This is a genomic window from Pseudomonas sp. GW821-FHT07E12, from assembly GCF_058986605.1.
In genome coordinates this window covers 64,361-71,615 of sequence record NZ_JBYSVX010000025.1, presented here as the reverse complement: position 1 = coordinate 71,615, position 7,255 = coordinate 64,361, and the positions used below count along the sequence as shown (strand labels likewise).

Below are 7,255 nucleotides of genomic sequence, written 5' to 3'. Positions count from 1 at the left end.
CACCGAGATCTACACTGCTGGACGTTCGTCGGCAGCGTAAGGTGTGGAGAAGAGACGGGCTTTACCGGTAAAGCCCCTCGCGGCTGAAGCCGCTCCTACATAAATCTGGCCGTCAGATCGCCCGGGCGAGCCGTTCGGCCAGGCCGGTGTAGCCGCCCGGCGTCAGTTCGCGCAGGCGCTGCTTGTCGGCTTCCGGCAGCTCCAGCGATTCGACGAAGGCCTTCATCGAATCGGCGGTGATGCCCTGGCCGCGGGTCAGCGCCTTGAGCTGTTCGTACGGGTTGGGCAGGCCATGGCGGCGCATCACCGTCTGCACGGCTTCGGCCAGCACTTCCCAGGCCGCGTCAAGGTCAGCGTCCAGGCGCTGCGGGTTCACTTCCAGCTTGCCCAGGCCCTTGCCCAGCGATTCCAGCGCCACCAGGGTGTGGCCGAAGGCGGTGCCGAGCGCGCGCAGCACGGTGGAGTCGGTGAGGTCGCGCTGCCAGCGGCTGATCGGCAACTTGGCCGAGAAGTGCTCGAACAGGGCGTTGGCCAGTCCGAAGTTGCCCTCGGCGTTCTCGAAGTCGATCGGGTTGACCTTGTGCGGCATGGTCGAGGAGCCGACTTCGCCTTCCTTGAGGCGCTGCTTGAAGTAGCCCAGCGAGATGTAGCCCCAGATGTCGCGCGCCAGATCGACCAGGATGGTATTGGCGCGACGGGTGGCATCGCCGATCTCGGCGACGTTGTCATGCGGCTCGATCTGGGTGGTGTAGGGGTTGAACACCAGTCCCAGGCCCTCGACGAAGCGCTGCGCGAACGCCGTCCAGTCCACGTCCGGGTAGCTGACCACGTGCGCGTTGTAGTTGCCGACTGCGCCGTTGATCTTGCCGGTCAGCTCGACCGCGCCGATCTGCCTGATCTGGCGTTCCAGGCGCGCGACCACGTTGGCGATCTCCTTGCCGAGCGTGGTCGGCGAGGCGGTCTGGCCGTGGGTGCGCGAGAGCATCGGCTGTGCGGCCTGGGCGTGGGCCAGCGTGCGCAGCGTCGCAGCGACGCCGGTCAGTGCCGGCAGCAGCACCTCGGTGCGGGCCTGCGCCAGCATCAGGCCGTAGGACAGGTTGTTGATGTCCTCGCTGGTGCAGGCGAAGTGCACGAATTCCAGTGCCGGGCCGAGCTCGGCATCGTCCTTGAGCTGCTCCTTGATGAAGTACTCGACCGCCTTGACGTCATGGTTGGTGGTGCGTTCGATCTGCTTCACGCGCGCGGCGTGCTCGACCGAGAAACCACTGGCCAGGGCGCGCAGCCTGGTCTTGCCGGCTTCGCTGAAGTCCTTCAGCTCGGCGATGCCCGGCTCGGCGGCCAACGCCAGCAGCCATTCGATCTCGACGGTGACGCGGGCGCGGATCAGCCCGTATTCGGAGAAGATCGGGCGCAGCGCATCGACCTTGGCGGCGTAGCGGCCGTCGAGCGGGGACAGGGCGAGCAGGGCGGATTCCGACATGGGCGGGGACAGGGAAGCAGACGGGGCGCGTATTCTACGCTGTAGGTCGCGTTGGGTCTGGATGACACGCCCTGGGCACGGGGGCGGCTGGATCGGCAAATGCCGGCACAAGGCACCGCCTATTGTGTGCTAAGCCCCCCCATTCCAGGTACGTCTGCTCCATGTCACATCGCTTGGCTGTTTGCCTGTCGCTCGTCCTGTTGATCCCCCTCACAACCCAGCTCCAGGCGGCCGAGCCACCCGTGGGGGCGTTGTCGTACCGGGTCCGGCCCGATATTGCCGCCTGTGAACCCGGTGAGTTGACCGAGGCGACGCGCCGGCAGGTGCTGGAACTGCTCAACCGGCTGCGCACGCTGCATGGACTGGCGCCGCTGGCGTATGCGCCGGCACTGCAGGCCCAGGCCGACGCCGCGGCGCTGACGATGGCCGCCAACGGTACGCTCAGCCACACGCCATCGCCGGACTGGCGCTGTTTCTCGCCACTAGCCCAGCAGGGCGCGCGCGGCAGCCTGCTCTATGGCGGTGCGGTATCCGAGGTGCTGGCTGCGGAAGACGCCGGCGACATCGTCGCCAGCTGGCTGACCGACACCGACAACCTGGCGGCCGATGGTCTCGGCCACCGGCGCTGGCTGCTCGATCCGTTCCTTCGGGAGGTGGCCTTCTCCTGGGTAGCCGGGCCGCTCGCCAACGGGATGCAGAGCGGCGCTGCGGCGTTGCGGCTGGGGCGTGGCCGCAGCGCCGAGCCCTTGCGCGGGGCTGCCGATTTCATTGCCTGGCCGGTCGGCGACTACCCGGAGCGGTATGTCGACCCGCGTGCCTGGCTCTCGTTCTCGGTGCTGGTCGATGCAAACCGGCCCGGGGCCAATCGTGACGTGGATTACCGCCAGGCAAGGATCCAGGTGCGTGGCTCCGATGGAGGCATGCTGCCGCTGCAAGGGCTGCGCTACGACAACGATTATTTCGGACTGCCCAACAATCTGCAGTTCCGCGTGGCCGGGTTGCGTCCGGGTGTCCGCTACGAGGTCGTGGTGGATGGGGTGAATGTGGCGGGCACGTTGCGCAGCTTCCACTACGAGTTCCGCGTGGTGCCGGGCCGCTAGGGTAATGACGGGGCGGCTGTTTACGCCGCCCCTCTCTTAGGCATCGGCATCACCGCCACCACCTGGATGCGGTGCCCGGCCATGCGGCGCACGGTTACCAGGTTGCCGTCCAGCTCCAGGCTTTCGCCTTCTTCGGGCAGGCGCTGCAGTCGATGCACGATCAGCCCGCCGACCGAATTGATGTGCTCCGGTGCTTCCAGATCGCGGCCGAGCAGGCGTTCGAGGCGGAAGATCGAGGTCGTGCCCGAGACCAGCAGCGAACCATCCGGTCCGTGTGCGGGGGCATCCTTGACCACGTGCACATGTTCGTCCTCGATATCGCCGACGACCACCTCAAGCAGGTCTTCCAGGGTGAAGTAGCCGAGGATCCGGCCGTGCTCGTCCACGCACAGCGCCATGTGGGTGCCGCCACCGCTGCGGAAGCGCTCCAGCACCTGGGTGACCGGGGTTTCCATCGCCACCAGATTGGCTGGGCGCAGCAATGCACGCAGGTCGTCCGGTTGGCGGCCGTTGGCCAGTTCCACCAGCAGGTCCTTCACGTGCAGCACGCCGACCAGATCGTCGTTGTCGGCGCCGAACCACGGGTAGCGGGTGTAGCGCGACTGGGCGAATTCGGCCAGCACATGTTGCAGGTTCATGCCGTCGCGCAGGCTGCGCAGGTACTCGCGTGCACGCATCAGGTCGCCGGCGACCAGATCGGGCAGTTCCAGTGCGTGGCTCATCAACGCCAGATCCTGGTCGGGCGTGGTGCCACCGCCCTGGCGATCGACGATCAGCTTCAGTTCTTCGCGCGAATAACGGTGCGAAGTGTGTTCCACATCGCCCCAGCCCAGCGTGCGCAACAGCACGTTGGCGCTGCTGTTGAGCAGCCAGATCGCCGGATACATCGTCCAGTAGAACAGGTACAGCGGCGCGGCGGTCCACAGCGACATGCGGTCGGGGCGGCGGATCGCCATCGACTTCGGCGCCAGCTCACCCATCACGATGTGCAGGAACGAGATCACGCTGAAGGCGATGATGAAGGACGTCAGGCGCGCGGCATCGTCGGGCAATCCGAGTGCATCGAACAACGGCTGCAGCAGGTGTGCGAATGCCGGTTCGCCAACCCAGCCCAAACCCAGCGAGGCAAGCGTGATGCCGAGCTGACAGGCGGAAAGATAGGTGTCCAGATGCTCATGCACGTTGAGCAGCAGACGGCCACGCCAGCCATGGCGTTCGGCCAGGCCCAGTGCCTGGGTGTGGCGCAGTTTGACCAGTGCGAACTCGGCGGCGACGAAGAAGCCGTTGAGCAGCACCAGCAGCAGGGCCAGAAGCAGCAGGAGGAGATTGCCGATCATCCGGTCCTCCCGGCGAGGATCGCCAGGGCAGGGGTACGCTGTGCGCGGCCGGTGGCGTGATGGGATCGGTGGCGAGGCAGCAGAGGCCTGAATCTACAGTCGGGGTCGTCGCCCATGGCGGCGTTGAAGTTCCATCTATCAGTGAAACCGCAGTCTATCGCAGACGCTGCTGGCTGGTCGGGAAGGAGTATCGTTGTCGCGCTGCCAGCCAGGGGAAAAGCCCGCCGCCAGCCGCTGATTCCCTGACACGTCACTTACGAAGTTTGGAGATTGCGAATGAGCGAGAAATATCGGGTCGAACACGACAGCATGGGCGAGCTGCAAGTGCCTGACGATGCGTTGTGGGGTGCCCAGACCCAGCGTGCGGTACAGAATTTTCCGGTGTCCGGTCAGCCGATGCCGCGTGGTTTCATCCGCGCGCTGGGTCTGATCAAGGCCGCTGCCGCGCAGGTCAATGGTGAGTTGGGGCTGCTGCCGAAATCGGCTTCCAAGGCGATCCAGGCGGCCGCGCTGGAAGTGGCGGATGGTCATTTCGATGCGCAGTTCCCGATCGATATCTACCAGACCGGTTCCGGCACCTCGTCGAACATGAATGCCAACGAGGTGATCGCCACGCTCGCATCGCGCTCGTTCAAGGACGGCGCGGGCAAGAACAAGATCCATCCCAACGATCACGTCAACCTGGGCCAGAGCTCCAATGACGTGATCCCGACCGCGATCCGTGTTTCCGCGCAGCTGGCCGTGATCGAGCAGTTGCTGCCGGCACTCAAGCACCTGCGCAAGACCATCGACAAGCGCGCCAAGAGCCTGGACAAGGTGGTCAAGACCGGCCGCACCCATTTGATGGATGCGATGCCGCTGACCTTCGGTCAGGAGTTCCGCGCCTGGTCGGCGCAGGTGGCTTCGGCCGAAGAGCGCATCGGAGACAGCCTCAAGCGCCTGCGCCGGTTGCCGCTGGGCGGGACCGCGATCGGCACCGGCATCAATGCCGATCCGCGCCTGGGCGGCAAGGTCGCCAAGGTGCTGAGCACGCTGACCAAGACCAGGTTCGAAAGTGCCGAAAACAAGTTCGAGGGCCTGGCCGCGCAGGACGATGCAGTCGAACTGTCCGGTCAGCTCAACGCGCTGGCGGTGGCGTTGATCAAGATCGCCAACGACCTGCGCTGGATGAATGCCGGACCGCTGGCGGGCCTGGGCGAGATCGAACTGCCGGCGCTGCAGCCGGGCTCGTCGATCATGCCGGGCAAGGTCAATCCGGTGATCCCGGAGGCAACCGTGATGGTTGCGGCGCAGGTGATCGGTCACCACGCCGCGATCACCGTGGCCGGCCAGACCGGCAACTTCCAGCTCAATGTGGCACTGCCGTTGATCGCAGCCAATCTGCTGGATTCGATCGGCCTGCTGGCCAACGTCTCGACGCTGCTGGCGGACAAGGCGATCGCCGGGCTGAAGGTGCGCCACGACAAGGTAAAGGAGGCGCTGGATCGCAATCCGATCCTGGTGACCGCGCTGAACCCGGTAATCGGCTACGAAAAGGCCGCCGCGATCGCCAAGCGTGCCTACAAGGAAAACCGGCCGGTACTGGACGTGGCCAAGGAAGACAGCGGTCTGCCCGAGGCCGAGCTGCGCAAGCTGCTCGATCCGGCGACGCTGACCGAGGGCGGCATCCACGCCGGCAGCGGTAGCGGCGGCTGATTGGCTGTCGTTGTAGCCCCTCTCCCGCTGGGAGAGGGGTGAGGGCAAATATGCCTCAGTGCCGCTCGGCCTGCAGATTGCCGAAGCTTTCGCGATAGGCCTGCAGTGGCGGAATCGCCTGCAGCAACGCGCCGCTGAGTTGATCTATCTCCGGCGTGGACTGCACCGGGATCGCGCGGTAGTCCGGATCCGGCTTGGCCTCGGACAGCGCCTGCTGACGCTGCATCTGCAAGTGACCAAACAGCAATTGCAACTTGGCGCGATTGGGTTCCTGCTGCGGCAGCACGATGTCATCGATGCGCAGCGTGCCATCCGGGCTGATCTGTGCGTTGGCCGCAGGTGCACGGCGCAACAGCACGGCGTCGCTGCTGATCGAAACGCGCGGTTTGGAGCGCTCGGCACGGTCGGAGGACGACTTGCCGCAGGCGGCGAGCGTGCACAGCAACAAGGCAGCCACGCAGAGAACGAGGATTTTCTTCATGGGAAGGTGACGCGGAGGAGGTTCGCGACATTCTACGGCGTGTCGAGTGGTCCCGGATTTCCACGGGGCCGACATGCACCTGGGTCCCGGTAACAGGGCTTGCCTGCTCATCCGAACAAGCTCTCCCGTCATTTTCGCGAAAGCCAGGATTCGACGCTATCCATGTCATTTCTCCGTCGTCGTCCCCGCGAAGGCGGGGATCCATGGATGTCAGTGCAAATTGTGACAACCGCCCAAGTTGACTCGCCTGACTTCGCCAAAGCGGAAGGTCCTTCCACTCAGGCTTGTACGACGCGCTTGGGGGCGGGCTTCACTGCTCCGACAGCCAATGGATCGGGTCATGCACACGATAGATGCCGGAGTCGGTCGCCAGTTGGCGCAGATAGTTGCCGTGTCCCGCGCCGTAGATGACCAGTATCCGATCGCCGTTCCCGGTGTCCCTGGCTATGTTGTTGAAGATGGCCAGGTTGCGACCGAACCAGTACTGGACCCAGTTCGCTCCGATCGGGTCGGCTTGTGTGCCGAGCATGCCAACGCCGTAATAGCTTTTCGCGTTATCTCTGAGCCACTCGCTCGAATTGAGATTCTTCAGCATGTCCAGGATGGATCCCCGGTCGAGAATGGCTTGGTCTTTCTCCTGCCGTATCCTGCCGGTTGCCAGGAGCTCGCCATACTGCTTTTGCTGTTGATGTCGCTCGACAGCCTTCAGATAGTCGATGCTGTCCTCGTCCTTGATCGGGCCAAGATCGTTCCAATCCACCGCATAAACCGTCTTGAGTCCCATGTCGCAGGCAATCCGGAATCCAAGTTGTTCGCTTTCATCTCGAGTAAGCGGGCGATTGCCCTTGCAGGACTCAATGTAGTCTTTGTCGATCTTTTTCTGCCGTTGTACATCGACCTCCAGCATCACCTTGGTGGGTCGGTAACGTTCGATAAGGCGAACGATCTCGGCGATTTCCTGTTGCCTCTTGGCGGAGAGAACGTCATCCGCCTTCATGTTGTGCACATCGCGCCCAGGATTGTTCATGTGATAGCTGCCGATGAACAGATAGTCCGCCTGCGGCGGTGTGTCCTGTGCGTCGGCGTCCGCAGCTGAAAAACTGGCAAACACGACTACGGAAATAGCGAGGAACTTGAGACGCACGGTTGACCTCCATGGCAT

Annotated in this window: 6 protein-coding genes; 2 read left to right on the top strand and 4 right to left on the bottom strand. The window is 64.3% G+C overall.

What is annotated here, in order from left to right; all coding sequences use genetic code 11:
• Positions 1-112: 112 nt before the first annotated feature.
• A complete protein-coding gene (gene purB, locus AC3WJE_RS14205) occupies positions 113-1,480 on the bottom strand; it encodes an adenylosuccinate lyase (RefSeq protein ID WP_493731462.1) in 1,368 nt (455 codons plus the stop codon).
• 242 nt (positions 1,481-1,722) lie between these two features.
• Between purB and AC3WJE_RS14200 the strand changes: the two genes are divergently transcribed.
• The gene (locus AC3WJE_RS14200; protein ID WP_493731461.1) at positions 1,723-2,580 is read left to right on the top strand and encodes a CAP domain-containing protein; all 858 of its coding nucleotides are present in this window, start codon (positions 1,723-1,725) and stop codon (positions 2,578-2,580) included.
• A 20-nt stretch (positions 2,581-2,600) separates the two neighbouring features.
• On the opposite strand, the gene AC3WJE_RS14195 is transcribed toward AC3WJE_RS14200, so the two are convergent.
• Positions 2,601-3,917, bottom strand: coding sequence for a hemolysin family protein (locus tag AC3WJE_RS14195; protein WP_493731460.1), 1,317 nt, complete (start codon positions 3,915-3,917; stop codon positions 2,601-2,603).
• Between the two features lie 276 nt (positions 3,918-4,193).
• Here AC3WJE_RS14195 and AC3WJE_RS14190 point away from each other — a divergent pair, with 276 nt between their 5' ends.
• Positions 4,194-5,612 (top strand): class II fumarate hydratase, encoded by a 1,419-nt coding sequence (locus tag AC3WJE_RS14190; protein ID WP_493731459.1) that lies wholly within the window; start codon positions 4,194-4,196, stop codon positions 5,610-5,612.
• A 55-nt stretch (positions 5,613-5,667) separates the two neighbouring features.
• On the opposite strand, the gene AC3WJE_RS14185 is transcribed toward AC3WJE_RS14190, so the two are convergent.
• Entirely contained in the window at positions 5,668-6,093 is a 426-nt protein-coding gene (locus tag AC3WJE_RS14185) for a hypothetical protein (protein ID WP_493731458.1), read from the bottom strand.
• A 310-nt stretch (positions 6,094-6,403) separates the two neighbouring features.
• Complete coding sequence (locus AC3WJE_RS14180) at positions 6,404-7,237, bottom strand: DUF5694 domain-containing protein (protein ID WP_493731457.1); 834 nt, start codon at positions 7,235-7,237, stop codon at positions 6,404-6,406.
• Between the last annotated feature and the right edge of the window lie 18 nt (positions 7,238-7,255).